This window comes from Bradyrhizobium sp., assembly GCF_019242285.1.
In the GTDB taxonomy this organism is placed as follows: domain Bacteria; phylum Pseudomonadota; class Alphaproteobacteria; order Rhizobiales; family Xanthobacteraceae; genus Bradyrhizobium.
On the sequence record NZ_JAFAVV010000404.1, the window covers coordinates 1 to 2,411 of the forward strand.

2 protein-coding genes and 2 pseudogenes are annotated in these 2,411 nt (G+C 64.5%); all 4 read right to left on the reverse strand.

Annotated features, from left to right (window positions below; all coding sequences use genetic code 11):
* Positions 1 to 330, reverse strand: a pseudogene (locus tag JOY90_RS15630) (thiolase domain-containing protein); the annotation flags it as partial.
* A gap of 30 nt (positions 331 to 360) precedes the next feature.
* Complete coding sequence (denD, locus tag JOY90_RS15635; protein WP_291692020.1) at positions 361 to 1,347, reverse strand: D-erythronate dehydrogenase; 987 nt, start codon at positions 1,345 to 1,347, stop codon at positions 361 to 363.
* Between the two features lie 39 nt (positions 1,348 to 1,386).
* The gene (locus JOY90_RS15640) at positions 1,387 to 2,316 is read right to left on the reverse strand and encodes a carbohydrate ABC transporter permease (RefSeq protein WP_291692021.1); all 930 of its coding nucleotides are present in this window, start codon (positions 2,314 to 2,316) and stop codon (positions 1,387 to 1,389) included.
* Positions 2,309 to 2,411, reverse strand: a pseudogene (locus tag JOY90_RS15645) (sugar ABC transporter permease); the annotation flags it as partial. The gene JOY90_RS15640 and the pseudogene JOY90_RS15645, both read right to left, overlap by 8 nt.

Below are 2,411 nucleotides of genomic sequence, written 5' to 3' on the forward strand. Positions count from 1 at the left end.
GCCGACCACCAGCACGATCTTTGCGGCCCCCGCCCCGATGGCACGGATGCCCTGATGCACGGCCGCCGAACCCGTTGCGCAGGCATTCTCCACCCGTGTCGCCGGCTTGAAACGCAGTTGCGGATCGGCCTGCAGCACCAGCGAAGCGGTAAAATCCTGCGGCGAGAAGCCGGCGTTGAAATGCCCGAGCACGATCTCGTCGACGTCGGACGCCGCGATGCCGGCGTCTGCCAGCGCCTCGTTGGCGACCTTGACCACGAGACCCTCGACGGTCTCGGCGTCGAACTTGCCGAACGGCGTATGCGCCCATCCGACGATGCTGGCTGTCATGGCTCTACTCCCGATGGCTGCAACAACGGTTCAATTGACGAACGCGCCATTCAACTCGTCCTCGATGTGGATGCGAATGATGTCGTCGAAGGACTTTTCCGCGGTCGTGAAGCCGAGCGCCCGGGCCCGCCTGGCTTCGAAGTTCCGCGGCCAGCCGTCGACGATGCTCATGATGAAGGGGTCGGGCTCGTGCTTGATCCGCGCCGCCACCTTCTCGCCTGCGACGCGTTTCAAGGCGGCGATCTGCTCGCCGACTGTGGCCGACAGGCCGGGCATGGTCAGGTTTCGCCGTGGGCCGACCGCCACGAGATCCATGGTGCCGGCATGGACGAGGAAGCCGACCGCCGAGCGCGGCGTCGCGTGCCAGTGCCGAACCGTCTCCGGCGCCGGCAGGATCGCCTCCTTGCCGGCCAGGGGCTCGCGCAGGATGTTGGAGAAGAAGCCGGATGCCGCCTTGTTGGGCAGCCCGGGACGGATGCAGATGGTCGGCAGGCGGATGCCGATGCCGTCGATGAAGCCGCGGCGGGAATAGTCGGCGAGCAGCAGCTCGTCGATCGCTTTCTGGGTGCCGTAGCTCAGGAGCGGCGTGTTGAAGAACTCGTCGCCGATCGCCTCGGGGAACGGCGCGCCGAACACCGCGATCGAGGAGGTGAAGACGAAGCGCGGCCGGTAGCCGTCGCCGACCTTGCGGATGGCGTCGAGCAGCATCCTGGTGCCGTCGAGATTGATGCGGTAGCCCTTGTCGAAGTCGAGCTCGGCCTCCCCCGAGACGATCGCGGCAAGATGAAAGATCACGTCCGGACGGCCGGCGATCAGCGTCTCGGCGGCGCCGGCAACCGCGAAATCGCCTTCGACCGTCTCGACGAGAATGGCGGCCTTCTCCGGCTTTTTCGGCGCCACCACGTCATGCATGGTCAGCCGGCTGATCTCGGCCTGGCCGAGACGGCCATCACGCAACAGCCTGTCGCAGAGCTTGCGGCCCACCATGCCGGCGGCGCCCAGAACCAGTATGTGCAAGAGCCTGCTCCTTGTTCTTGATGTTGCGGCTCCGTGCGCTCACTCCTTCACGGCACCGGTCATGGCCGACACATAATGCTCGACGAAGAAGGCGTAAAGGATCACGAGGGGCACCGAGCCGGCCAAGGCGCCCGCCATCAGCGCCCCCCAGCGGTAGACGTCACCGTCGACGAACTCGTTGACGATCGCGACCGGCACGGTCTTGTGCTGGGTCGATTGCAGGAAGGTCAGTGCGTAGATGAACTCGTTCCAGCACAGCGTGAAGCAGAAGATGAAGGCCGAGATCAGGCCGGGAATGGCGAGCGGCAGCACGATCTTGATCAGGATCTGCCAGCGGCTCGCACCGTCGATCAGGGCGCATTCCTCGAGCTCGAAGGGGATGGTCTTGAAATAGCCCATCAAGAGCCAGGTCGAGAACGGGATCAGGATGGTCGGATAGGTCAGGATCAGCGCGAACGGCGAATCGAACAGGCCGTACTGGAACACGACCGTGGAGAGCGGAATGAAAAGGATCGACGGCGGCACCAGATAGGCGAGGAAGATCAGGCCGCCGACGAGGTTCGCGCCCTTGTAGCGCAACCGCACGATGGCATAGGCGGCGAGCACGCTGGCCACGATCGAGAGCACGGTGGAGGCCACCGCGACATACATCGTGTTCCACAGCCAGTGCGGATAATAGCTTTCGAACAACAGCTTGTGGAAATGCTTGAAGGTGGGACTCCAGGTCCAGAACGGGCTGTAGGTCTCCATGTCGAGGAGCTGGGCGTCCGGTTTCACCGCGGTCAGCGCCATCCAGTAGAACGGGAACAGCAGCACGAAGAGGATCAGCACCAGCGGCAGGTAGAGCGTGACGAGGCGGCGCGGCAGCGAGTTGAGATAGCTCATCCCCTCGCTGGCATCGCCAGCGGGTGCCGAGGCGTTGAGGATTGCCTTCGGGTCGAGCGCTTTGCGGGTGAGGGCGTCAGTCATTGTCGCCGCCCTGCTGCCATTTGCGTCGCTGCAGCCCGAACCACGAGACCATGATGGCGGCTAGCAGGAACGGGATCATGGCGGTCGAAATCGCG